The organism is Pseudomonas sp. NBRC 111124 (assembly GCF_001320245.1).
Lineage (GTDB): Bacteria > Pseudomonadota > Gammaproteobacteria > Pseudomonadales > Pseudomonadaceae > Aquipseudomonas.
The window spans coordinates 61,820-83,979 of record NZ_BCBA01000027.1; the positions used below are offsets into that span (position 1 = coordinate 61,820).

General features: G+C 60.8%; 21 protein-coding genes and 1 other RNA gene. 10 read left to right on the plus strand and 12 right to left on the minus strand.

The genetic code is table 11. The features are described from left to right. Positions 1 to 197 precede the first annotated feature (197 nt). Positions 198 to 2,123 carry a molecular chaperone DnaK gene (gene dnaK, locus APH28_RS11240; protein ID WP_060509377.1) on the minus strand — a complete coding sequence of 642 codons (1,926 nt, stop codon included), beginning with the start codon at positions 2,121 to 2,123 and terminating at the stop codon, positions 198 to 200. A gap of 104 nt (positions 2,124 to 2,227) precedes the next feature. Continuing rightward, complete coding sequence (gene grpE / locus APH28_RS11245; RefSeq protein WP_060509379.1) at positions 2,228 to 2,782, minus strand: nucleotide exchange factor GrpE; 555 nt, start codon at positions 2,780 to 2,782, stop codon at positions 2,228 to 2,230. A gap of 191 nt (positions 2,783 to 2,973) precedes the next feature. On the opposite strand from grpE, the gene recN reads away from it, so the two are divergent. Beyond that, positions 2,974 to 4,647, plus strand: a complete 1,674-nt coding sequence (gene recN / locus APH28_RS11250) for a DNA repair protein RecN (protein WP_060509381.1) — start codon at positions 2,974 to 2,976, stop codon at positions 4,645 to 4,647. A 65-nt stretch (positions 4,648 to 4,712) separates the two neighbouring features. Here recN and fur read toward each other — a convergent pair whose 3' ends face one another. Next, positions 4,713 to 5,117 carry a ferric iron uptake transcriptional regulator gene (gene fur, locus APH28_RS11255; protein ID WP_008096237.1) on the minus strand — a complete coding sequence of 135 codons (405 nt, stop codon included), beginning with the start codon at positions 5,115 to 5,117 and terminating at the stop codon, positions 4,713 to 4,715. A gap of 97 nt (positions 5,118 to 5,214) precedes the next feature. Here fur and APH28_RS11260 point away from each other — a divergent pair, with 97 nt between their 5' ends. Continuing rightward, positions 5,215 to 5,748 carry an outer membrane protein assembly factor BamE gene (locus APH28_RS11260; protein WP_060509383.1) on the plus strand — a complete coding sequence of 178 codons (534 nt, stop codon included), beginning with the start codon at positions 5,215 to 5,217 and terminating at the stop codon, positions 5,746 to 5,748. A gap of 61 nt (positions 5,749 to 5,809) precedes the next feature. Here APH28_RS11260 and APH28_RS11265 read toward each other — a convergent pair whose 3' ends face one another. Both APH28_RS11265 and APH28_RS11270 read right to left on the minus strand, forming a co-directional pair. Beyond that, entirely contained in the window at positions 5,810 to 6,100 is a 291-nt protein-coding gene (locus APH28_RS11265; protein ID WP_256249162.1) for an RnfH family protein, read from the minus strand. Then, positions 6,087 to 6,527, minus strand: a complete 441-nt coding sequence (locus APH28_RS11270; protein ID WP_060509387.1) for a type II toxin-antitoxin system RatA family toxin — start codon at positions 6,525 to 6,527, stop codon at positions 6,087 to 6,089. The genes APH28_RS11265 and APH28_RS11270 overlap by 14 nt, the downstream gene beginning before the upstream one ends. A 163-nt stretch (positions 6,528 to 6,690) precedes the next feature. Between APH28_RS11270 and smpB the strand changes: the two genes are divergently transcribed. After that, positions 6,691 to 7,173, plus strand: coding sequence for an SsrA-binding protein SmpB (gene smpB, locus APH28_RS11275; protein WP_027917703.1), 483 nt, complete (start codon positions 6,691 to 6,693; stop codon positions 7,171 to 7,173). 124 nt (positions 7,174 to 7,297) lie between these two features. Here the strand turns inward: smpB and APH28_RS11280 are convergent, their stop codons facing one another. Next, entirely contained in the window at positions 7,298 to 8,065 is a 768-nt protein-coding gene (locus APH28_RS11280; RefSeq protein ID WP_060484221.1) for an FCD domain-containing protein, read from the minus strand. A gap of 255 nt (positions 8,066 to 8,320) precedes the next feature. Here APH28_RS11280 and APH28_RS11285 point away from each other — a divergent pair, with 255 nt between their 5' ends. From APH28_RS11285 to APH28_RS11310, 6 genes are all read left to right on the plus strand, one after another. Further along, complete coding sequence (locus APH28_RS11285) at positions 8,321 to 9,991, plus strand: lactate permease LctP family transporter (protein ID WP_060509388.1); 1,671 nt, start codon at positions 8,321 to 8,323, stop codon at positions 9,989 to 9,991. Positions 9,992 to 10,052: 61 nt separating this feature from the next. Further along, on the plus strand, positions 10,053 to 11,198 hold the full coding sequence (gene lldD / locus APH28_RS11290) for an FMN-dependent L-lactate dehydrogenase LldD (RefSeq protein WP_060509390.1): 1,146 nt from the start codon (positions 10,053 to 10,055) through the stop codon (positions 11,196 to 11,198). A 75-nt stretch (positions 11,199 to 11,273) separates the two neighbouring features. Then, positions 11,274 to 14,084: an FAD-binding and (Fe-S)-binding domain-containing protein gene (locus APH28_RS11295; protein WP_060509392.1), complete on the plus strand. Its 2,811-nt coding sequence runs from the start codon at positions 11,274 to 11,276 to the stop codon at positions 14,082 to 14,084. 201 nt (positions 14,085 to 14,285) lie between these two features. Then, a complete protein-coding gene (locus APH28_RS11300; RefSeq protein WP_060509394.1) occupies positions 14,286 to 14,579 on the plus strand; it encodes a hypothetical protein in 294 nt (97 codons plus the stop codon). 102 nt (positions 14,580 to 14,681) lie between these two features. Then, positions 14,682 to 15,073, plus strand: a transfer-messenger RNA (tmRNA) gene (ssrA, locus tag APH28_RS11305). 184 nt (positions 15,074 to 15,257) lie between these two features. Beyond that, on the plus strand, positions 15,258 to 16,514 hold the full coding sequence (locus APH28_RS11310; protein ID WP_009685259.1) for an integrase domain-containing protein: 1,257 nt from the start codon (positions 15,258 to 15,260) through the stop codon (positions 16,512 to 16,514). Positions 16,515 to 16,699: 185 nt separating this feature from the next. Here the strand turns inward: APH28_RS11310 and APH28_RS29150 are convergent, their stop codons facing one another. Next, a complete protein-coding gene (locus tag APH28_RS29150) occupies positions 16,700 to 17,299 on the minus strand; it encodes a hypothetical protein (protein WP_225317809.1) in 600 nt (199 codons plus the stop codon). A 200-nt stretch (positions 17,300 to 17,499) separates the two neighbouring features. On the opposite strand from APH28_RS29150, the gene APH28_RS11320 reads away from it, so the two are divergent. Next, complete coding sequence (locus tag APH28_RS11320) at positions 17,500 to 17,802, plus strand: DUF3077 domain-containing protein (RefSeq protein ID WP_009681603.1); 303 nt, start codon at positions 17,500 to 17,502, stop codon at positions 17,800 to 17,802. Positions 17,803 to 18,051: 249 nt separating this feature from the next. Here APH28_RS11320 and APH28_RS11325 read toward each other — a convergent pair whose 3' ends face one another. The 5 genes from APH28_RS11325 to APH28_RS11345 form a co-directional block, all read right to left on the minus strand. Beyond that, positions 18,052 to 18,411 carry a RidA family protein gene (locus APH28_RS11325; protein WP_009681604.1) on the minus strand — a complete coding sequence of 120 codons (360 nt, stop codon included), beginning with the start codon at positions 18,409 to 18,411 and terminating at the stop codon, positions 18,052 to 18,054. 36 nt (positions 18,412 to 18,447) lie between these two features. After that, the gene (locus APH28_RS11330) at positions 18,448 to 19,818 is read right to left on the minus strand and encodes an FAD-dependent oxidoreductase (protein WP_009681605.1); all 1,371 of its coding nucleotides are present in this window, start codon (positions 19,816 to 19,818) and stop codon (positions 18,448 to 18,450) included. After that, positions 19,811 to 20,146 (minus strand): (2Fe-2S)-binding protein, encoded by a 336-nt coding sequence (locus tag APH28_RS11335; RefSeq protein WP_009681606.1) that lies wholly within the window; start codon positions 20,144 to 20,146, stop codon positions 19,811 to 19,813. The genes APH28_RS11330 and APH28_RS11335 overlap by 8 nt, the downstream gene beginning before the upstream one ends. Next, positions 20,136 to 21,272, minus strand: coding sequence for an FAD-binding oxidoreductase (locus APH28_RS11340; protein WP_034023886.1), 1,137 nt, complete (start codon positions 21,270 to 21,272; stop codon positions 20,136 to 20,138). The genes APH28_RS11335 and APH28_RS11340 overlap by 11 nt, the downstream gene beginning before the upstream one ends. 92 nt (positions 21,273 to 21,364) lie before the next feature. After that, complete coding sequence (locus APH28_RS11345) at positions 21,365 to 22,159, minus strand: ABC transporter permease (RefSeq protein ID WP_197844851.1); 795 nt, start codon at positions 22,157 to 22,159, stop codon at positions 21,365 to 21,367. Between the last annotated feature and the right edge of the window lies 1 nt (position 22,160).

Sequence of the window (22,160 nt, forward strand, 5' to 3'; positions counted from 1 at the left end):
AGGTCATTTGCACCTTTTGGGGCGTCAGGCATCTGCGCCGCGCCGTCAGCACCTGCCTGCGCACCACGAATGGCTCAGACAAATGCTGTAAAAAATCTCGAATTCCAGATACGCCAACGCGGGAGCAAGCCCCCGCGCGGCGACATCCTACCAGTTCACCGGCACACGCCGGTGAACGGGTCGACAGCATGCAACGATTACTTCTTGTCGTCGCCTTTCACTTCTTCGAACTCGGCGTCAACCACGTCATCGTGCTTGGCTTCCGGCTCGGCTTGCTGAGCGCCGCCCTGAGGCTGTTCGGCTTGCTGCTCGGCGTACATCTTCTGAGCAACTGGAGCCGAAACCTTGGACAGCTCTTCGACCTTGGCGTCGATGGCAGCCTTGTCGTCGCCTTTGACAGCAGCTTCCAGGGCAACCACGGCAGCTTCGATCGCGGTCTTCTCTTCAGCAGTGACCTTGTCACCGGCGTCAACGACCATCTTGCGAGTCGAGTGCACCAGCGCGTCACCTTGGTTACGGGCAGCGGCCAGCTCTTCGAACTTGCGGTCTTCCTCGGCGTTGGCCTCGGCGTCACGCACCATGCGCTCGATTTCTTCGTCGGACAGGCCGGAGTTGGCCTTGATCACGATCGACTGAGCCTTGCCGGTGGCCTTGTCTTTGGCGCCGACGTGCAGGATGCCGTTGGCGTCGATATCGAAGGTCACTTCAATTTGCGGTACGCCACGTGGTGCTGGCGGAATGTCAGCCAGGTCGAACTTGCCCAGCGACTTGTTCTGCGCAGCCTGCTTACGCTCACCCTGCAGCACGTGAATGGTCACGGCACCCTGGTTGTCGTCGGCAGTCGAGAACACCTGCGACTTCTTGGTCGGAATGGTGGTGTTCTTCTCGATCAGCGCGGTCATCACGCCGCCCATGGTTTCGATACCCAGGGTCAGCGGGCTGACGTCCAGCAGCAGTACGTCTTTCACGTCACCGGCCAGTACGGCACCCTGGATGGCAGCACCCATGGCCACGGCTTCGTCCGGGTTGACGTCCTTGCGCGCTTCTTTACCGAAGAAGTCGGCAACGGCCTTCTGCACCATCGGCATACGGGTCTGGCCACCGACCAGGATCACATCGTCGATCTTGCTGACGTCGATGCCGGCGTCTTTCAGCGCGATGCGGCAAGGCTCGATGGTACGGTTGACCAAGTCTTCGACCAGCGACTCCAGCTTGGCGCGGGAGATCTTCACGTTCAGGTGCTTCGGACCGGTGGCGTCTGCAGTGATGTACGGCAGGTTGACGTCGGTCGACTGGGCCGAGGACAGCTCGATCTTGGCTTTTTCAGCAGCTTCTTTCAGACGCTGCAGGGCCAGTGGATCGTTCTTCAGGTCCATGCCGGACTCTTTCTTGAACTCGTCGACAAGGTAGTCGATCAGGCGCATGTCGAAGTCTTCACCACCCAGGAAGGTGTCGCCGTTGGTGGCCAGTACTTCGAACTGGTGCTCACCGTCGACTTCGGCGATTTCGATAACCGAAACGTCGAAGGTACCACCACCCAGGTCATAAACGATGACGGTGTGGTCGCCCTTGGCCTTGTCCATGCCGTAGGCCAGTGCAGCAGCGGTCGGCTCGTTGATGATGCGCTTGACGTCCAGGCCGGCGATGCGACCGGCATCCTTGGTAGCCTGGCGCTGGCTGTCGTTGAAGTAGGCCGGAACGGTGATGACCGCTTCGGTGACAGGCTCGCCGAGGTAGTCTTCGGCAGTCTTCTTCATCTTTTTCAGGACTTCGGCGCTGATCTGTGGTGGCGCCATGTCCTTGCCGCTGGCCTGCACCCAAGCGTCGCCGTTACCGCCTTTGACGATCTTGTATGGCACCAGCTTGATGTCTTTCTGCACGACTTCTTCATCGAAGCGACGGCCGATCAGGCGCTTCACGGCGAACAGGGTGTTGTGCGGGTTGGTGACAGCCTGACGCTTGGCCGACTGGCCCACCAGGATTTCGCCGTCGTTGGCGTAGGCCACGATCGAAGGGGTAGTACGCGCGCCTTCGGCGTTTTCGATGACCTTGACGTTACCGTTTTCCAGAATGGAGACGCACGAGTTGGTGGTCCCCAGGTCGATACCGATGATTTTGCCCATGTTTACTCTCCCGAAACTTGAATTTGGCGGCAGCGGCTACTGTCGTGGCCAACTGCGGTAATACTTGAACGCTTGACACCTAGATGGGGATGCCCGGACAGATTTCAAGCCTTCTCGTTGATAGAAGGTTGCGGGGCAGCCGGCGCCTTGCTCACCACCACCATGGCGGGGCGCAGCAGACGACCGTTGAGCAGGTAGCCCTTCTGGAACACGTTGAGCACGCTGTTCGGCTCGACGTCGGCGCTTTCCTGCATGGCCATCGCCTGATGATGCTCAGGGTTGAACGGCTGGCCGTGCGGGTCGATGGCTTCGAGGTTGTAGCGCTTGAGGGTGTCCTGGAACATCTTCAGGGTCAGCTCGACGCCCTCACGGGTCTTCTTGACCTGTTCATCCTCAGGATTCAGGTGCGTCAGCGCCATTTCCAGGCTGTCGATCACCGGCAGCAGGTCGCCCGAGAACTTCTCGAGGGCGAACTTGCGGGCCTTGTCGACTTCCTGCTCGGCGCGGCGAACGCTGTTCTGCGCTTCGGCAGCAACACGCAGGGACTGATCCTTGGCGGCGGCGAGCTGCTCCTCGAGCTCTTGAACGCGGGCGCCGTCATTCACTGCACCAGCCTCTTCGGCGTTAAGGTCTTTCTCGTTCAGCTGTTCGTCAGCCATGGGTTCTCTCCTCCGCAATTTCTGTTGTACGAGCAAAGCTCGCCGTGTCTGCCGGCTATATGGGGCCGGAAAAACCAGCTTCAAGGGGCAAGTGTGTTTTCCAGGCCGCAACAGAATCCGCCAGAGGGCATTGGCAGGGCCGAAAAAAGTACTGTATAAATAACCAGATCTGAACTTCGGGAGCCGCCCCCATGTTGGTGCACCTGTCCATTCACAACTACGCCATCGTCGAGCACCTCGACCTCGAAATCGCCCGCGGCATGTCGGTCATCACCGGCGAAACCGGTGCGGGCAAATCGATCATGCTCGACGCCCTCGGCCTGGCCCTGGGCGACCGTGCCGACAGTGGCGTGGTGCGCCCCGGCACCGACAAGGCGGATATCCTGGCCACCTTCGACCTGGTGGACATCCCCGAAGCCCATGCCTGGCTGGCCGAACGCGACCTGGACAATGACGGGTTGTGCATCTTGCGCCGCGTTATCACTGCCGAAGGCCGCAGCCGCGGCTACATCAATGGCACCCCTTGCCCGCTCGGCGACCTCAAGGCGCTCGGCGAGCTGCTGATCGACATCCACAGCCAGCATGAACACCAGTCGCTGCTGAAAACCGACACCCACCGCCGCCTGGTCGATGAGTACGCCGGCGCCATCGACCTGGCCCGCCAGGTGCAACTGGCCGCCAAGCGCTGGAACCAGACCCGCCTGGAGCTGGAACGGCTGAGCAATTCCGGCGACGAGCAACGCGCGCGCCATCAGCTGCTCAGCTATCAGCTTGAAGAGCTCGACAACCTAGGCCTTGGCGAAAACGAACTGGAGCAACTGGAGCAGGAACACAAGAACCTGACCAACGCCGAAGCCCTGTTCGGTATCTGCCGCCAGGTCATCGACCAGTGCAGCGAGAGCGATTCGGGCAACGTGCTCAGTGCCCTCACCGCCAGCCTCAACCGCCTCGGCGCCGCAGCGAATGCCCCGCGCGCACTGGGCGAGGCCGCGAACATGATCGCCAGCGCACAGATTCAGGTAGAAGAAGCGATGGGCGAACTCAACCGCTTCCTCGACAACTTCGATGCCGACCCCATGCGCCTGCAAGCCCTGGAAGAGCGCCTGGACACTATCTATACGCTGGCGCGCAAACACCGCGTGCACCCCACCGAACTGCCGCACCTGCAGCAACAGCTGATGGACGAACTCGAAGGCCTGAACGCCAGCGACGAATCGGTCGAACGCCTGGGTGAGGAGCTCGGCGCCTTTGCCCAGCACTACCAGGAGAAGGCACTGGAGTTGAGCGCCTTGCGCCAGCAGGCAGCCAAGCAGCTGGCCGTCGCCGTGGAGCAGGAGATCCAGCGCCTGGGCATGCCGGGCGGCCGGTTCTGCATCGAACTCACGCCCAACGAAGGCAACGATCTGTCGCCGTATGGCCTGGAACATGTCGAACTACTGGTCAGCGCCAACCCAGGGCAGCCGCTCAAGGGCCTGGCCAAGGTGGCGTCTGGCGGTGAGTTGTCACGTATCAGCTTGGCAATCCAGGTGATCACTGCGCAGACTTCGCGCATTCCGACCTTGGTGTTCGACGAAGTGGACGTCGGCATCGGCGGCCCGACCGCCGAAATCGTCGGCCAGTTGCTGCGCCGCCTGGGCGAACGCGGCCAGGTACTGACCGTGACCCACCTCCCTCAGGTAGCCGCGCAAGGGCACCATCACCTGTTCGTGCACAAGGTGCGCAACAGCGACACCACCCATACTGCGGTGGCCAGCTTGGGCAAGCGCGAGCGGGTCGAGGAAGTGGCGCGGATGCTCGGCGGCATCGACCTGACCAAGGAATCCTTGGCACATGCGCGCAAGATGGTGGTTTCCGGCAAGGTTTGAGGCCCACCCAGAAAGCACAAAGGCGACCCGAAGGTCGCCTTTGTTATTCATAACGCGTTAAATCGTTACTTTTTCTTACGCACATAGAGGACCAGATTGTGGTCCACGAGCTCGTAGCCATGCTCGGCCACGATCTCTTTCTGGCGGCGCTCGATTTCAGCATCCATGAACTCGATAACCTCACTGGTCTCCACGTTGACCATATGGTCGTGGTGCCCGCCGTCAGCCAGTTCGAACACTGCGTGGCCACCGTCGAAGTTGTGGCGTACCACCAAACCAGCCGCTTCGAACTGGGTCAGTACGCGATAGACGGTTGCCAGACCGACGTCCTCGCCAGCCTCCATCAGCGCCTTGTAGACATCCTCGGCGCTCATGTGACGTTGCTCGGTAGAGTCGAGCATTTGAAGGATCTTGACTCGAGGCAGGGTCACCTTGAGACCGGCTTTGCGCAATTCGCTATTTTCAACCATGGTCAGCTTTCTCGCCGATGCTGCTTCGCAGCTTCTCTTAATACGGGTATGATCGGGGTTTACGTTGTCCAGCCAAGATAGTGGAAGTCGCCCACCGATGCAAAACACCAAGCTCTTGCTAAACAGCCTCGCCCTCGCGGGACTGCTCGCACTCGCCGGTTGCTCGTTTCCCGGGGTTTACAAAATCGACATCCAGCAGGGCAATGTCGTCACGCAAGACATGATAGACCAATTACGCCCGGGAATGACCCGTCGGCAAGTAAGGTTTATCATGGGTAACCCCTTGCTGCAGGACACGTTCAACACCAACCGTTGGGACTACCTGTACAGCCTGCAGCCTGGTGGCGGTAAACGCCAGCAGGAACGCATGAGCATCTTCTTCAACGACAGCGACCAGCTGGTCAGCCTGTCGGGTGACTTCATGCCAGGCGTGAGCCGTGATCAGGAAATCCTCGGCGACAGCAGCAACACAACGGTCAGCCCGGAAGCCCAGCCAGAGCAGGCCAAGCCGCAACCGGAAGAAAAACCGGCCAAGCCAGGTTCGACGGAAGAGTCCATCCAGCGCGAGATCGACACCATCGAGACCACGCCGGTGCCGACGCCGGCACCGCTGGACACCTCGCCGCAGTAATTGCCGGCCAGATGAAAAAGCCCGGACCATGGTCCGGGCTTTTTATTGTCAGTCAGAACAGCTAGCGTTTGGCCTTGGCTTTTGCAGCGCGCTGCCTGCGCGCCTCTATCGGGTCGAGTAGCAGAGGCCGGTAGATTTCCAGGCGGTCCCCCTCCTCGACCAGGCGTTCGCGCGCATCGGCGACCAGCTTGCCGAAAATGCCCACCGGGCAATGCTCGATATCCAGCCCACCAACCTTCGCGGCAATCCCGCAAAGGTGCAGTGCTTCACGGACTGTCGTTCCATGCGGCACGTCACAGGCCAACAGCCACTGGCACTCGGCCGTGGCGTAGGCCACTTCAACCTTGACCATTGAGCTGCTTGGCACGCTGGCAGAACGCATCCACCAGGGTGTTGGCCGCCTGATTGAACAGCGGCCCGAGCGTGGCGCGCACGATCGCGCCGGCATAATCGAAGGTCAGGTCCAGACTGATCTTGCAGGCCTTTTCACCAAGCGGCTTGAACACCCAGACGCCATGCAACTGCGTGAACGGCCCCTCTTCCAGGTTCATCTCGATGGACTGCCCCGGCACCAATACGTTACTGGTGACGAACTGCTGGCTCATGCCGCCCTTGGCCACTTCCAGCTTCGCGCGCATGTGCGTGTCACTGGCCTCGATCACCGTCGACGCCGAGCACCAAGGCAGGAATTCAGGGTAGCTGGCCACATCGTTGACCAGATCATAGAGCGCCTGGGCAGGGTACGGTAGCAGGGCGGAGCGTTGAATATGGGTAGTCATCCAGGCGTCATTTCCAAGTCTGGGTGGCCACGCTTCGCAGCGTGCCGAAAACAGGTTCTGTGCATAGAACAGGCCTTGTATTGTCCGGTATTCATTGCAGTGGCTCAAGCACACCGAAATCCCATAGCCGACCGCGTGATGACTTGCCTATAATGCCGCCCCTATGGCTAAACAAAAGAAACATCCGACCGGGACCATCGCGCAAAACAAAAAGGCGCGACACGATTACTTCATCGAACACAAGTTCGAGGCCGGGCTGGTCCTGTCCGGTTGGGAAGTAAAAAGCCTGCGGGCCGGCAAGGCGCACCTGACCGACAGCTACGTGCTGCTCAAGGATGGCGAAGCCTGGCTGTTCGGCAGCCACATCACCCCGCTGAACACCGCCAGCACCCACGTCATCGCCGACCCCATGCGCACCCGCAAGCTGCTGCTGAACAAGCGCGAGCTCGAGCGTGTGGAAGCCGCCGTGGCACAGAAAGGCTACACCTGTGTGGCCCTGGCGCTGTACTGGAGCAAGCACCTGATCAAGTGCGAGATCGCGCTTGGCAAGGGCAAGAAGGAGTTCGACAAGCGCGACACCATGCGCGAACGCGACTCCAACCGCGAGCTGCAACGTGCGGTGCGGAACAAGGGCAAGGAAGAGTAATCACTCTTTAGCCTGTTCCGGCCTCTTCGCGGGACAAGCCCGCTCCCACAGGAACTGCGCAGGGTCTGAAACCTGCGCAATACTTGTGGGAGCGGACGAGCCCGCGAAGAAGCCAGCACCGATCTCAACGGCCGCTGCGCCGCTCAGCCCGCGCCACCCGCTGCGCTTCATCCTGCGCCTCTTCCAGCACCTCCTGCACATACAGAATGTGCCGGCTGGATACCTCGCGCGCCTCCTCCGCCCTGCCCTCGACAATCGCCTGGTACAACTCGCGGTGCTGACTAATCAGCATGTCGCGTGTTTCCGTACGCTGCTGGTACATGCCACCAATGTTGGTCACCACGTTGCGCTTGAGCAGGTCGAACAAGCCGCGGATCGTATGCAGCAACACCGCGTTATGGCTGGCCTCGGCAATTGCCAGGTGGAAACGCGCATCGGCCGCCCCCTCCTCCGCCCGCGTCACCTCGTCGGCCCGCGCATAACAGTCCTGCAAGGTATCGAACGCCGCCTTCAGCCGCGCACGATCAGGCTCGGTGGCACGCTGGGCCGCGTAATAGGCGCATGACGCCTCCAGGGTATGACGGAACTCAAGCAGGTCGCGCTGCGCTTCGGCACTGTGCTCGAGCAGTTGCAGCAGCGGGTCGCTGAAGGTCGAGCCAAGCGATTCGGCCACGTAATTGCCGCCACCCTGGCGGCTCACCAGCAGCCCCTTGGCCACCAGTTTCTGGATCGCCTCACGCAGTGACGGGCGCGACACACCGAACTGTTCGGCCAGGACACGCTCTGCAGGCAGCCGCTGCCCGGAGGTCAGCGTGCCTTCCAGAATCATCCCTTCCAACCGATCGACGATGTCGTCGGACAGGCGCCGTTGGCGGACCTGATCAAAAACCATCACATGCTCTCCACAAACCCCCGGCCAATTCAGGGGGCGCTTATTCTCGCCGATCCACGCCGCGCCAGCACGCATCAGCCGACGGTTTTCACCAGGAAGCAGCCGCCCGTTCATCGACCCGCGACCAAAGTTTTGCACGGGACAAATTGACACACCCACAACAGCGCTTTTAACCTAGCGACCAGCCATTGTAAATTGGTCTTACCAATTATCCAATGCCAGTGCCTGACCAACAACAATTAGGGGCCACCCCATATGCAAACCTGGCAACAACTCTATACCCCGCTTGGTAGTCTCGGCCTGTCCGCACTGGCGGCGGTCATCCCTATCGTGTTCTTCTTCCTGGCCCTTGCCGTGTTCCGCCTCAAAGGCCACGTGGCTGGCAGCATCACCCTTGCCCTGTCGATCCTGGTGGCGATCTTCGCCTTCCACATGCCTGTCGACATGGCCCTGGCCGCCGCAGGTTATGGCTTCCTTTACGGCCTCTGGCCGATTGCCTGGATCATCGTTGCCGCGGTGTTCCTTTACAAACTCACGGTCAAGAGCGGCCAGTTCGAAGTGATCCGCAGCTCGGTGCTGTCGATCACCGATGACCAGCGCCTGCAGGTCCTGCTGATCGGCTTCTGCTTCGGTGCCTTCCTCGAAGGCGCCGCCGGCTTCGGCGCCCCGGTGGCCATCACCGCCGCGCTGCTGGTGGGCCTGGGCTTCAACCCGCTGTACGCCGCCGGCCTGTGCCTGATCGCCAACACCGCACCGGTGGCTTTTGGCGCCCTGGGTATCCCGATCATCGTGGCCGGCCAGGTCACCGGCATCGACGCCTTCCACATCGGCGCCATGACCGGCCGACAGCTGCCACTGCTGTCGCTGTTCGTACCGTTCTGGCTGGTGTTCATGATGGACGGCCTGCGCGGCGTGAAAGAAACCTGGCCAGCCGCCCTGGTTGCCGGCCTGAGCTTCGCCGTGACCCAGTACTTCACCTCGAACTTCATCGGCCCTGAACTGCCAGACATCACCTCGGCCCTGGCCAGCCTGATCTGCCTGACCCTGTTCCTGAAAGTCTGGCAGCCCAAGCGCGCGTTCGCCGAGGCCAAAGGCAGCGTCGGCGCCGCCGTGGTGCAGCCAAGCGGCAGCCAGCCGACCCCGTACAGCTTCGGCGAGATCTTCAAGGCTTGGTCGCCGTTCCTGATCCTTACCGTGCTAGTCACTATCTGGACGCTCAAGCCGTTCAAGGCAGCCTTCGCCCCGGGCGGCGCGATGTACAACTTCGTGTTCAACTTCGCCATCCCGCACCTCGACCAGCTGGTGATCAAGACCGCACCGATCGTCACCGCGCCAACCGCCATGCCAGCGGTGTTCAAGCTCGATCCGATCTCCGCCACCGGCACCGCGATCTTCCTCTCGGCGCTGATCTCCATGGCTGTGCTGAAGATCAACTTCAAAACTGGTCTGACCACTTTTAAAGAGACCTTCTGGGAACTGCGCTGGCCGATCCTGTCGATCGGCATGGTGCTGGCCTTCGCCTTCGTCACCAACTACTCGGGCATGTCATCGACCATGGCCCTGGTCCTGGCCGGCACCGGCGCCGCGTTCCCGTTCTTCTCGCCGTTCCTCGGCTGGCTGGGCGTGTTCCTGACCGGTTCGGACACCTCGTCCAACGCCCTGTTCAGCTCGCTGCAGGCCACCACTGCGCACCAGATCGGGGTCAATGACACCTTGCTGGTCGCGGCCAACACCAGCGGCGGCGTGACCGGCAAGATGATCTCGCCACAGTCGATCGCCGTGGCCTGCGCCGCTACCGGCCTGGTCGGCAAGGAATCCGACCTGTTCCGCTTCACCGTCAAGCACAGCCTGTTCTTCGCCACCATCGTCGGCCTGATCACCTTGATCCAGGCCTATTGGCTGACCGGCATGCTGGTTCATCACTAAAGTGAAAGGAGCTGGGCGCCAAAGCGCCCGGCATCTCCTTCAACCCACGCTGCGAGAATCCATGATCATTTCCGCCTCCACCGACTATCGCGCCGCGGCCCAACGCAAGCTGCCCCCCTTCCTCTTCCACTACGCCGACGGCGGTGCCTACGCCGAGCACACCCTGCGCCACAACGTTTCGGACCTGGCCAGCATCGCCCTGCGCCAGCGCGTGCTGAAGAACATGTCCGAGCTCAGCCTCGAAACCAAGCTGTTCGACGAGACCCTGAGCATGCCCGTGGCCTTGGCCCCGGTCGGCCTCACCGGCATGTACGCCCGCCGTGGCGAAGTGCAGGCGGCGCGAGCGGCGGCGGCCCACGGCATTCCGTTCACCATGTCCACGGTGTCGGTGTGCCCGATCGAAGAAGTGGCGCCCGCCATCGACCGGCCGATGTGGTTCCAGCTGTACGTGCTCAAGGACCGCGGCTTCATGCGCAACGCGCTGGAGCGGGCCAAGGCCGCCGGCGTGAAAACCCTGGTGTTCACCGTCGACATGCCGGTACCCGGCGCCCGCTACCGCGACGCCCACTCCGGCATGAGTGGCGCCAACGGCCCGATGCGCCGCGTGCTGCAAGCCATGACCCACCCCGAGTGGGCGTGGGATGTTGGAGTGATGGGCCGCCCGCACGACCTGGGCAACATCTCCAAGTACCGCGGCAACCCCACGGGCCTTGCCGACTACATCGGCTGGCTGGGCAGCAACTTCGACCCGTCGATCTCGTGGAAGGACCTGGAATGGATTCGCGAATTCTGGGACGGCCCAATGATCATCAAAGGCATCCTCGACGCCGACGACGCCCGTGATGCGGTCAAGTTCGGTGCCGACGGCATCGTCGTGTCCAACCATGGCGGCCGCCAGCTCGACGGCGTGCTGTCCAGTGCCCGCGCCTTGCCGGCAATTGCCGATGCGGTCAAAGGTGACCTGAAGATCCTCGCCGACTCCGGCATCCGCAGCGGCCTCGACGTGGTGCGCATGATCGCCCTCGGCGCCGACACCGTGCTGATCGGCCGCGCCTTCCTCTGGGCACTGGCCGTACATGGCCAGGCCGGGGTGAAGAACTTGCTCGAACTGTTCGAGAAGGAAATGCGCGTGGCCATGGTGCTGACCGGCGCCAAGTCGATCAGCGAGATCACCCGCGATTCGCTGGTCCGCGAACTGGGCGCCTGAGCGCCTGCCCACCGTACCGCCTGAATGACCGGGGCACGCCGCGCGCCAGACGCCGCAGCCCCGCGAGGAGATTGCATGAGCCTGCCCGCTGCGTTCCTGCGTGATGCCGAGCGCCTGATCCCTGCCGAACGCCGTTTCGACGACCCGACCTCTACCCTGGCCTTCGGCACCGACGCCAGCTTTTACCGGCTGATCCCCAAACTGGTGGTGCGCGTCGAGTCCGAGGACGAAGTGGTCGGGCTGATTCAACTGGCCCAGCGCGAACGCGTGCCGGTGACCTTCCGCGCCGCCGGCACCAGCCTGTCCGGCCAGGCCATCAGCGATTCGGTGCTGATCGTGCTCGGCGACAACTGGAACGGCCGGGAAATCCGCGGTCAGGGCGAGCAGATCCGTCTGCAACCCGGCGTTATCGGCGCCCAGGCCAACGCGTGGCTGGCCCCGTACGGGCGCAAGATCGGCCCCGACCCAGCCTCGATCAACGCCTGCAAGATCGGCGGCATCGTTGCCAACAACGCCAGCGGCATGTGCTGCGGTACCGCGCAGAACACCTACCATACCCTCGCCGGCCTGCGCCTGGTGCTGGCCGACGGCACCCGCCTGGACAGCGAAGACCCGGCCAGTGTCGCGGCCTTCGAAACCAGCCACGCCGAACTGCTCGAATCGCTGGCTCGCCTTGGCCGCGAAACCCGCGCCAACACCGCACTGGCCGACCGCATCCGGCACAAATACCGCCTGAAGAACACCACCGGCCTGTCACTCAACGCACTGGTGGACTACGACCAACCACTGGATATCCTGCAGCACCTGCTGGTCGGTTCCGAAGGCTCCCTGGGCTTCATCAGCGCCGTCACCTACGACACCGTGCCCGACCATCCGCACAAGGCCAGCGCCCTGCTGGTGTTCCCCAGCGTGGAAAGTTGCTGCCGCGCCGTCACCGTGCTCAAGCACCAGCCGGTGTCCGCCGTCGAGCTGCTCGACCGCCGCAGCCTGCGCTCGGTGCAGAACATGGCGGGCATGCCGCTATGGGTCAAAGGCCTGTCGGACGACGCCTGCGCCCTGCTGATCGAGTCCCGCGCCGCCAGCCAGAGCCTGCTGCATGAGCAACTGCAGCGGGTGATGGCCTCGATCGCCGACTACCCGCTGGAGCAGAAGGTCGAGTTCAGCGAAGACCCAGCCGTGTACAACCAGCTGTGGAAGATCCGCAAGGACACCTTCCCCGCCGTCGGCGCCGTGCGCCAGACCGGCACCACGGTGATCATCGAAGACGTCACCTTCCCCGTCGAGCAACTGGCCGAAGGCGTCAACCGTCTGATCCGTCTGTTCGACAAGCACCAGTACGACGAGGCGATCATCTTCGGCCACGCGCTGGAAGGTAACTTGCACTTCGTCTTCACCCAAGGTTTCAACAGCGCCGAGGAAGTCGCCCGTTACCAAGCCTTCATGGACGACGTGGCGCAGCTGGTGGCGGTAGAGTTCGGCGGCTCGCTCAAGGCCGAACATGGCACCGGGCGCAACATGGCGCCGTTCGTAGAACTGGAATGGGGCCATGACGCCTACCAGCTGATGTGGAAGCTCAAGCGCCTGCTCGACCCCAACGGTATCCTCAACCCTGACGTGGTGCTGAGTGAAGACCCGGACATCCACCTGAAAAACCTCAAGCCGCTGCCCGCCGCCGATGAGATCGTCGACAAGTGCATCGAGTGCGGCTTCTGCGAACCGGTCTGCCCCTCCAAGGGTCTGACCCTCAGCCCCCGCCAGCGCATTGTCATGTGGCGCGACATCCAGGCGAAGAACCGCGCCGGCGTCGACACCCGCGAGCTGCTGCAGACCTACCAGTACCAAGGTATCGACACCTGCGCCGCCACCGGCCTGTGCGCCCAGCGCTGCCCGGTCGGCATCAACACCGGCGAGCTCGTGAAGAAACTGCGCAGCCAGGCCGCTGACCACGCCAAGACAGCCGACTGGCTGGCCGAGCATTTCCATACCGCCCTGGCCGGCGCCCGCTTCACCCTCACCGCCGCCAATACCGCCCGCAAGCTGCTCGGCGCCCCACGCCTGGGACGCCTCAGTGCATCACTGAGCAAGGCCAGCAAAGGCCGCCTGCCGCAGTGGACCCCGGCCATGCCCCAGCCGCTGCGCACAATGGATTTCGGCCCCGCGAGCAACGACGCCCGCCCCCGCGTGGTCTACCTCGCCGCCTGCGTTTCCCGGGTGATGGGCCCCGCCTACGCCGACCGCGAGCAAAGCTCGCTGCTGGACAAGACCCGCGCCCTGCTGGAAAAAGCCGGTTACCAGATCGTATTCCCGGGCAACGCCGACAGCCTCTGCTGCGGCCAGCCGTTCGCCTCCAAGGGCTACCCCGAGCAGGCCGAACACAAGCGCCAGGAGCTGATCAACGCCCTGCTCCACGCCAGCCGCGGCGGCCTCGACCCGATCTACTGCGACACCAGCCCCTGCACCCTGCGCCTGGTGCAGGACCTGGGCGAAACCCGGCTGGACCTGTACGACCCCGTGCGCTTCATCCGCACCCACCTGGTCGACAAACTGGAGTTCACCCCCCAGGACGAGCCGGTGGCCGTGCACGTGACCTGCAGCACCCAGCACCTGGGCGAAAGCCAGGCGCTGATCGACCTGGCCCGCCGTTGCAGCAAGCAGGTGGTGATCCCGGAGGGCATTCACTGCTGCGGCTTTGCCGGCGACAAGGGCTTCACCACCCCCGAGCTCAACGCCCACTCGCTGCGCAGCCTGAAGGATGCGGTGCAGTATTGCAGCGAAGGCATCTCCACCAGCCGCACCTGTGAAATCGGTCTGTCCAGCCACAGCGGCATCGACTATCACGGGTTGGTCTACCTGGTAGACCGCGTTACCCGTCCACGCAGCATCTGACCCTCAATAACTACAGGCGGCGCAAAAACCTGTGGGAGCGGGCGCGCCCGCGAACACGGGCGAAGCCCGTGCCATCCAATGCAGCGCCTGCTTCGCGGGCGCGCCCGCTCCCACATGCCACCACTCGAATTGAACCCCCGCCAAATCACAGCAGTCCACTTTTATAGGCCCACCTCCCAGCGGCCATAAAAGGAGACACCCATGAAAGGTACCGCGCTTTCGGCCCTCTTCGCGGCCGCTACCCTATTGGCATCGCCGGCCTTCGCCGCCGATGACCTGTGCACCGCCAACCTGCAGAAGATCGACGACAGCATGGCCACCGCCGGTGCTACCTCCGAAGGTTTGGACAAGGCCCTGACCGAGCAGGTCGACAAAGCCAAAGCCGCCCAGGCTTCAGGCGACACCAAGGGCTGCATCGCGATCACCAGCAAAGTGCTGGAGCGCCTGGAAAAAACCGAGAAAGGCAGCGGTTCAGCCGGCGGCAGCGGTGCTTGAGCCCTCGCAACGCGGGTGACAGGACCGGCTGTCGACGTCGCCCGCGCAATGGCGTATACTCCACCTCACGTGCCGTAAGGTGCGTTAGCCAAGAGCTAGTGTGGGGCCGATCAGGATTCGACGCCGGTAGCGAAACTCTAGGTGCATGCCGAGTTGGTAACAGAACTCGTAAATCCACTGTTGCAACTTTCTATAGTTGCCAATGACGAAAACTACGAGGGTTACGCTCTCGCTGCGTAAGCAGCTGAGCCCGCTCTCCTGGTAGCTTCGGCTCCAGCAATCATCAGGGGATGCCTGTAAACCCGAAATGATTGTCATACAGAACAGGATCGTCGTGTAGCACGTTGGGGGCAAAGCGACTAAAACTTACCCAACTCATCCAAAGCACCCTGCCCGTCGGGCGGCTGCGGATTAAATCAGTAGACACGGCTAAGCATGTAGTACCGACAGCGGAGTACTGGCGGACGGGGGTTCAAATCCCCCCGGCTCCACCAAATGATCAATCAAAGACGTCCACGGACGTCTTTTTTTGTGCCTGAAACTCAGCAAATACGGGGCTTTCAGCGCCATGGCGATCCAATAGCGTCCAGCAGCATCTATGTTTTCGTGTATTCCACGTGGTATTCCAAGCACTCAGCTGGTATTTTTTGGAATACACAACCAGCTTTGGAATACATCATGGGTGCCCAAGCTACTCGCCTCTCTGACCTCAAAGTCAAAACCGCCAAGCCTAGTGAAAAGGACTACACACTAACTGATGGCAACGGCCTCCAGATGCGAGTGAGAAGCAATGGCTCTAAGCTGTGGAATTTTAACTATATCCATCCCGTAACGAAGAAACGGATAAACATGGGTCTAGGAACTTTCCCTGAAGTGAGCCTGGCTCAGGCGCGCAAGCGAACCGTCGAGGCTAGGGAGCTTGTTGCCCAAGGAGTCGATCCGAAGGAACAGCGCAACGCTAACCGTCAGGCGAAAAAAGCCGCGACCGAACATACCTTTCAGAACATCGCGACGGCTTGGTATGAGCTGAAAAAGGACTCGGTGACACAGGCCTACGCTGAGGACATCTGGCGCTCCCTCACGCTACACATCTTCCCTGATTTGGGCACCACTCCGATCTCAGCCATCAACGCCCCTCAGGTTATCAACTTGCTCCGACCACTCGAAACCAAGGGCAGCCTTGAGACTGTGAAGCGGCTGACGCAGCGACTCAACGAGATCATGACCTACGGGGTCAACTCGGGACTGATTCACGCGAACCCCCTTAGCGGCATCCGCTCCGTCTTCAAGAAACCGAAAAAGAAAAACATGCCGGCACTACCCCCCGATGAGCTGAAAGAGCTCATGGTGGCAATAGCCAATGCCAGCATAAAAAGAACAACCCGCTGCCTGATCGAATGGCAGCTCCACACCATGACTCGACCAATCGAGGCAGCAACCACCCGCTGGGCAGATATCGACATCGAGAAGAAGATCTGGACGATCCCTGCGGAGCGTATGAAGAAGCGCCGCACGCACATTGTCCCGCTCACGGAGCAGGCTCTCGCGCTCCTGGAAGCTATCAAACCTTACAGTGGACATCGGGAGTATGTGTTCCCCGCAGACCGAAACCCCCGCACCCACTGCAACAGCCAGACCGCCAACATGGCGCTGAAACGAATGGGCTTCGAGGGACGCCTGGTCAGCCACGGCATGCGCTCGATGGGTAGCACCATCCTCAACGAGCATGGCTGGGATCCCGAGTTGATCGAGGTAGCACTGGCCCACGTCGATAAAGACGAGGTTCGCAGTGCCTACAACCGTGCGGACTACATCGAGCGGAGACGCCCGATGATGACCTGGTGGAGTGAGCACATCCAGGGAGCAGCAACGGGCAATCTGTCGGTATCAGCTATCCAGGAGAATAGGGACAAAAAAGTCGTTTCGATACGTTGACCAACAAACACTGCCCAAAAGTAGTCGTTTGCAATAGACAAATAACTACTATTCGCAGACATTTGCACGGAATACGGATGTGCCGGATTTAGCCCGATAGCACGCCGCTATTGGAGACCCGTCATTTCTTTAAGGACCCTCTACATCAGGGTTGACCGGCGCACCTTTGTTACCTATCGGATTAGCTAAGGTATTGTCTCTACCTCGTCTATGGTAAACCAGTTGCTTTCCTTGATTCTATCAAGTGCCGCTGCTGGGTCGGACGACCAGAGCACCAGGGCAAGCGACTCCTGAGCGCGGCTGCAGGTTACGTAAAACAACCGCAAGGTGCGGTCGATAGTCGTTTCTTTGCCCTGCTCTGCGTTCTCTTTGTCCCGCTTGCTAAGCTCCACACCACCAAAAATCTTGTCGTAGGAAATAAGGAAACCACCAGCAAGAGCATCATCCATAACAACCATGACGTGCATAAACTCAGAACCTTTCACCACCTGATGCGTTGCAAGAACTGAATTCCCGGCGAGGTAAGTTCGGTAAAGTCTGAGTTGACTCCAAGGTGCGGCGAACAGCGCACACCACCCACGCCGCATCCTGGCCTGTTTGGATTCCTCTTCCCCCCGGCCCGGTGCCGGAAGAGGTGGCGACTTGTCCGCATATGCTTCCGAGAGGCGATGATCGACTTCAAATAAGTGTGCGCTCAAGACTGGTGCGAGCACTTCTGCAATAGTTGAGTTTGAATTGCCGCAGGCGGTGGCAAATGCAGTGATGGCATTCAGCATCTCCTCCACGCGACTCGCTCGTGAGACACATTCCTCCGGTAGGTTGTCGAGGCGTCCATACCGACGAAATACCTCTGTGACCTTTAACTCGTTTACGGCACCGTCAATATCTACGCATGCTTCAAGCTGAGCAAGCTCGTTTAGGAGAAGGCGCTGATCGAACTTGCGCTCGCCAAGCTGCAGGCCAGTGAGCGCCAGGAGGTGATGACATGAGCGCGCTTCCCGAGGCCGAGAAGGCCACTACCGCAGATGTGACGAGCTTCATCACGAACCAGAATCCGCCCATGGACTTGTTCCACATCAGCCCTGGCGTGCCCTGCGACTATGCCCTGGAACAGGCCTCGACCCTGTTGGGGTGCGTGCACAAGCTGATCCTCGCGGGGGCTGTGGATGAAGATGGCGACATGATCTGGGCCGCCTATTACCTGAGTGGGCTTGCCCAGGCGATTCTCGCGGATGTGGAGGCTGGGCGGATGCGGAACAAGCGGGAGAAGACTGTTCTGAAGGCCTAGAAATCCTGTGGGGAGTCCACTCAGCCCGCTGGGCTGCGCGATCGGGCGCGTAGCGGCCGTAGATGGCATGCCGGGTGCGATAGCCGCGGATATCCCCCCGGCTGATTGGTAAGCCGTGGGCGCAGCGGCGCACCTTGCGCCGGTGCGCGCGCTCACGCCAGTCAGAAGCTGTAGTTGAAACGCCTCATCACATTGCGCGGTGCCGTGAACACCGTACAGACCGGTTTAGCTGTAGTACTGCGAGGCGGCTTACTCAGCAACCGCGGCGGTCACGATGATCTCGACCAGCACATCCGGCGCGCCCATGTCGCACTGGGCGGTGGCGCGCGTGGGGGCGCAACCCGGTGCGGTCCAGGCGTTCCAGACCTCATTCATGCTGTCGAAGTCACGGGCCAGGTCTTTGATCCAGATTTGCGCTGTCAGCACCCGGCTTTTGTCTGAGCCCGCCTTCTCAAGATAAGCTTCAATTTTCGCCAATGTATCGCGTGTTTGGCCGGCGATATCTTGAGTGCGGTCATCGGCGGTCATCCCGCCGACATAAATCACACCATTATAAATAACGACCCGGCTACGGCGCGGGTCAGTTTCGATGCGAACGATATCACTCATATAGGCTCCTGGATTTTAGTATGAAGAACGGGCGAACTAATGTGTAAGTTCGCCCAGTAAAATAGGTTTGATAGGGGCGCGAACGCGGTAGTGGCCGACCTCGTTAGGATCGACGTTGCGCGTTTTCGCGATAATTTCGGTGACGGTTAAACCGCAGAAACGTCCTTGGCATGGCCCCATGCCGCAGCGGCCAAATGCCTTGGTTTGATTCGGCCCATGGCAGCCCAACGCTACATAGCTGCGAATCTGCCCAGCAGTCACTTCCTCGCAGCGGCACACCAGCACGTTATCGTCTGCGGGAATTCTATTTTCCTCTTGGGGGCGATAAAGAACATCCAGGAACTTTCTGATGCTCGTAGCGTTTTCCAACTGCTGAGCCAGTCCGGCCAGTTGATGTCCCAAGCCCTGCAAACTTCCAAGCTGCGCCCCAATTGCCAAGGCCGCCAAGCGTCCCTGTACAGCAGATGCCTTGGCGCCGACGATGCCTCGGCTATCACCGGCGACGTAGATCACGGTGTCGCCCAGGCGTCCATGCTCATCGGTATGCGGCAACCAGCAAAGTTGCTCGGGGCTCCAATAGTGCGCGGCGCCCGTCGAGAGGCTGAGTTGCGCATTCGGGACCACCCCTTGATGCAGTAACACCAGAGAAGACGCGACGGACGTGCGCTGCCCGCGATGTTTGAATTGAATGCCTTGGGCCGCATGGTCCCCCACGATTGCCAGGTCGGTAGCGCCCGAGTAAACCTTGACCCCGTGACGCTTGATCGACGCGAGCAGCTTCATGCCCTTGGCAAGATCACGCCAGCCTTTGAGCGCACCAGCCGCTTCGCGCAACGCCCGGACATAAGCCGACTGTGGTGTGGTGTCCACCAACGCCTTGATCGCCACGCCTGCCCTGAGGTATTGCCAAGCCAAGAGGTAGAGCAGCGGACCGCAACCGGCGAGGACAACGGGCTCGGTAGGCAGTGCACCAGCCCCTTTGAGCATGATCTGACCGGCACCCGCGCCCATTACACCAGGTAACGTCCAGCCTTTGATGGGGAATGGTCGCTCCATGGCGCCGCTGGCCAGTACGACATACTTGCCGACGATGTCTTCATTATGGCCATTGGCGATGTAATTGATTTCCCCCGAAGCGGCCACGTTCCAGACCACCGCACCGGTGATGTGGATAGCACCGCTGGCTTTGAATTCACGAGCAAGGGCTCGGCCTGCGACGTAATCCGCGCCGAGGATGTGTTGTATGGCTTCAGGAGCGGACTCGATCCGCCGATAGATCTGGCCGCCGAGCGCTGGTTGCTCGTCCAGCACGACCACCGTCAACCCCTGGGCGCGTGCCTGGCAGGCTGCGGCCATTCCAGCTGGGCCGGCACCGACGACCACCAGGTCTACCGGGACATTATTCATGGCACCCTCCCATTTCGCCGAGGTCCAGTGCCACAGCGCCGAGTTGACGCTTGATATGCATGCCGTCGCGCACCGGGACCATGCAACTTTGCCGTGCGGGTACGCCGTCGATTTCAACGAGGCATTCAAAGCAAACACCCATCATGCAGTACGGAGCGCGGGAAACATTACCGACGATACTGGAGCGGAAATCACGGGCGCCTTGGGTCAGCAACGCGGCAGCCACACTGATGCCCTCGGCGACGCGCAATTCTTGCCCCTCGAATGTGATTTTTACCGTCCGCCCAGCAGGCGCGTTCGAAACAGAAAAAAGCGGCTTAGTGGTCATGGGTAAAACTCGCGTTGGGGTCTAGGAATCTGTCGCTGTGGAACCCTTCGAAGTTCGGGGGTGAGGGTGTTATGCCCCCGACCCAGGGCCCGATGACGTAGGCGTGGATTGCCGCCAGTGTCACGCCGCTATGACAAATAACGGCATAGGCCCCTGGGCACGTCGTCGAACTCTGGTACACCGGGTAGCCGTCGGGGGTTAAAGGCCGAATGGCGCCCCATGCTCGAACGAGCCTCACATCCTTGAGGGCGGGAAACGTATCTACAGCCCGTTCGGCGAGCCAGCTGATCTTGTCAGGTGTCGTGCGATCATCCAGACCGACATCTTCTGAAGTCGAGCCGATCTGCACCGACCCTTCCTTGGTCTGCCGCGCCTTGTTCGTCGGGTAGGGGATAAACGGCTTGAGCCGCTCGGTGATCAGCACTTGCCCGCGCGTCGGGCGGGTTGGGGCATGCAACCCCACTTGCGATGCCAACTCGGAGATCCCGATACCGGCGGCGAGTACGAGCCTGTCGCTGTTCCAGGATTGGCCATCCCGGGAACGCGCCGTGAATTTACCGGTACCGGGGTCCTGCGAGACCGCAACAACGTCAACGCCAGAAATGATATCTGCCCCCTTCATTTTCAGACCCGCATGCAGTGCCCTGAGCAGCATCAAGGGGTTGGCGTGGCCATCATGAGTACCGAAGCTTCCGCCGACGACCTTGGGGCCTAGCCCAGGCAAATGCTGCTTCAGCTCTGCAGGGCCCATCATTTGATAGGGGATATCACCCACTGCTTTGTTGATTTTCTCAAGCAAGTCCGCCCGCGCTTGTACCTCTTTTTCGCTGAACCCAAGCCAGAAGCCGCCCGTTTGCTCAAGCCCCGTATCGACACCCGTCAGGCTGAGCAATTCCCGGTGCAGTTCCGGCCACTGTCTTACGGCATCGCGCGTCCATTGCGCATAGCGGGGCATCCCACCACCTTTGCTCGATAACCAGACCAGGCCAAAATTTCCCCGAGAGGCGCGTAATGCGGCATCCCCTTGGTCGAGGACGGTGACCTTAAGGCCCCTGCGCGCGGCACCGTAGCCAATTGCCGCGCCGACGAGTCCACCGCCCACTACGATCATGTGTTCTTTGCTCATACTTCACCTCCGCAACTGTGCGGCAGCTCTTGAAAAAAGGGCGAGCGGCTCCTCGCTGCCAAAGTCTTTGGAAGCGAAAAGTGCACCTGGGCCTATTTTTTACCGATTAATACTTTGTCCAAACCGACAATACGGTCTAGCAAAAACATGAGGATCATCGTTCCCACAATCATTACCGTGGAAACCGAAGTCGTCACCGGGTCGGTCATCAATGCGATCCGTTCATACAGGGCAACCGGAAGTGTCGTAGTACCCGGGGTGGAGACGAATATCGTCATGGTGACTTCATCGAAACTTTGAATGAAGGCCAATAACCAACCGCCGGCCACGCCTGGGAGAATCAAGGGAAACAACACTTTCCAAAAGGACACATATTTAGAGGCGCCGAGTGAGCGTGCCGCCAGTTCCGCATCGCGATCAATCCCGATGACAGCCGCCAGGGTAAGCCGCAGTGAGTAAGGCGTGACGATCAATGCATGCACCAATAACAGCCCGATGAACGAACCCGAAATCCCCGCCACTGAAAAGAACCTGAGAAACGCTACACCAAGCACGACATGAGGAATCATCAAGGGGGAGAGAATCAATGATGTAAGTGCTTCGCGTCCGGCGAAACGGTATTTGGCAATAGCTATCGCGGCGGGTACCGCGACAATGGACGCAATCGTCGCCGCGCCAAGCCCCAGCCACACCGAGAGCCAAAACGCATTGATCAACTCCGGGGCGTCCCAAATGGCTTTGTACCACCGCCACGAGGCGCCGTCGAAAGGCATCGATATATAGCCCTTGTCTGAGAAAGAGACCAATACAATGATCAACAGCGGCGCCACAATGAAACTGACGAACAGTGTGTGGAAGAGTATTGCAAAGGGTCCGTTACTTTCCAGG

Bases quoted from the DNA above. Each gene is read 5' to 3' on its own strand.
- APH28_RS11300 (WP_060509394.1), top strand. From the start codon at position 14,286: ATGAAAGGTACCGCGCTTTCGGCCCTCTTCGCGGCCGCTACCCTATTG.
- APH28_RS11260 (WP_060509383.1), top strand. From the start codon at position 5,215: ATGCAAAACACCAAGCTCTTGCTAAACAGCCTCGCCCTCGCGGGACTG.
- APH28_RS11320 (WP_009681603.1), top strand. From the start codon at position 17,500: ATGAGCGCGCTTCCCGAGGCCGAGAAGGCCACTACCGCAGATGTGACG.
- fur (WP_008096237.1), bottom strand. From the start codon at position 5,117: ATGGTTGAAAATAGCGAATTGCGCAAAGCCGGTCTCAAGGTGACCCTG.
- APH28_RS11280 (WP_060484221.1), bottom strand. From the start codon at position 8,065: ATGGTTTTTGATCAGGTCCGCCAACGGCGCCTGTCCGACGACATCGTC.
- APH28_RS11310 (WP_009685259.1), top strand. From the start codon at position 15,258: ATGGGTGCCCAAGCTACTCGCCTCTCTGACCTCAAAGTCAAAACCGCC.
- lldD (WP_060509390.1), top strand. From the start codon at position 10,053: ATGATCATTTCCGCCTCCACCGACTATCGCGCCGCGGCCCAACGCAAG.
- grpE (WP_060509379.1), bottom strand. From the start codon at position 2,782: ATGGCTGACGAACAGCTGAACGAGAAAGACCTTAACGCCGAAGAGGCT.
- APH28_RS11340 (WP_034023886.1), bottom strand. From the start codon at position 21,272: ATGAGCAAAGAACACATGATCGTAGTGGGCGGTGGACTCGTCGGCGCG.
- APH28_RS11270 (WP_060509387.1), bottom strand. From the start codon at position 6,527: ATGACTACCCATATTCAACGCTCCGCCCTGCTACCGTACCCTGCCCAG.
- APH28_RS11335 (WP_009681606.1), bottom strand. From the start codon at position 20,146: ATGACCACTAAGCCGCTTTTTTCTGTTTCGAACGCGCCTGCTGGGCGG.
- APH28_RS11265 (WP_256249162.1), bottom strand. From the start codon at position 6,100: ATGGTCAAGGTTGAAGTGGCCTACGCCACGGCCGAGTGCCAGTGGCTG.
- APH28_RS11330 (WP_009681605.1), bottom strand. From the start codon at position 19,818: ATGAATAATGTCCCGGTAGACCTGGTGGTCGTCGGTGCCGGCCCAGCT.
- APH28_RS11285 (WP_060509388.1), top strand. From the start codon at position 8,321: ATGCAAACCTGGCAACAACTCTATACCCCGCTTGGTAGTCTCGGCCTG.
- recN (WP_060509381.1), top strand. From the start codon at position 2,974: ATGTTGGTGCACCTGTCCATTCACAACTACGCCATCGTCGAGCACCTC.
- APH28_RS11295 (WP_060509392.1), top strand. From the start codon at position 11,274: ATGAGCCTGCCCGCTGCGTTCCTGCGTGATGCCGAGCGCCTGATCCCT.
- dnaK (WP_060509377.1), bottom strand. From the start codon at position 2,123: ATGGGCAAAATCATCGGTATCGACCTGGGGACCACCAACTCGTGCGTC.
- APH28_RS11325 (WP_009681604.1), bottom strand. From the start codon at position 18,411: ATGAGTGATATCGTTCGCATCGAAACTGACCCGCGCCGTAGCCGGGTC.
- smpB (WP_027917703.1), top strand. From the start codon at position 6,691: ATGGCTAAACAAAAGAAACATCCGACCGGGACCATCGCGCAAAACAAA.